This window comes from Alkalibacterium sp. m-11 (genome assembly GCF_054658155.1).
Window position 1 is genome coordinate 1 of sequence record NZ_BAAGIR010000305.1, and the last position, 746, is coordinate 746.

At 37.5% G+C, this 746-nt stretch carries 1 protein-coding gene; it reads left to right on the forward strand.

Annotated features, from left to right (window positions below; genetic code table 11):
- Positions 1–493 precede the first annotated feature (493 nt).
- A partial coding sequence (gene tnpA / locus ACYQ2O_RS12530) for an IS200/IS605 family transposase (protein ID WP_459796745.1) occupies positions 494–746 on the forward strand: 253 nt, incomplete at its 3' end.

The window sequence follows — 746 nt, forward strand, 5'->3', positions numbered from 1 at the left end:
TTCTGATATAATTTGATTCATAAGAAGACCTCTTTCTCTAGCGTTGTCGTTATCTCTAGATTAAGGGTCTTCTTTCTTTTTGTCTAGGTCGAATTTCCCCTCTTCCGACATTAATTTTACACATAGAAATGAATCATGAATGATAGTCAAAGGATAAATTAGTATCACCCTCATATGACTATTTATTTTTTTCTGGAATGAAGATGAAATGGTCTATCCCCATCATACCAGTCTTTTTTTAGAGGTCATATGATAAGGATGGACAGTTTCTCTATCACTCCACTTTTTTAACTTATGCGGTCAGGCCTTTTGCCCCTCACTCAAACACTTTAACGTAATTCCGAAAGAAGTCTCCCACTTCTAAGCGTATGGGTGCGAAGCACCGGTGAAAGTGGGAGATGAATTTCGGTCAAGCGATAGCTTGAAGTGGTTAATCTGTCCTTTTTGTTGTATACTATATTCAGTGGTAACCAACAGAAAGGAAGTGATATCAATGGAATTGGACAACAACAATCATTCAGTATTCTCGATGTATTACCACCTTGTCTTAGTTATAAAGTATCGAAGAAAAGTCATCACGCCCCCTGTTTCAGATTACGCCAAAGATATGTTTCTAAGCATTAGTACAAACTACAACATCACTCTCATCGAATGGAATGAAGATAGAGACCACATTCATATCCTGTTCAAAGCTCACCCTAACACAGAATTGTCCAAATTCATCAATGCCTACAAAAGCGCCAGTT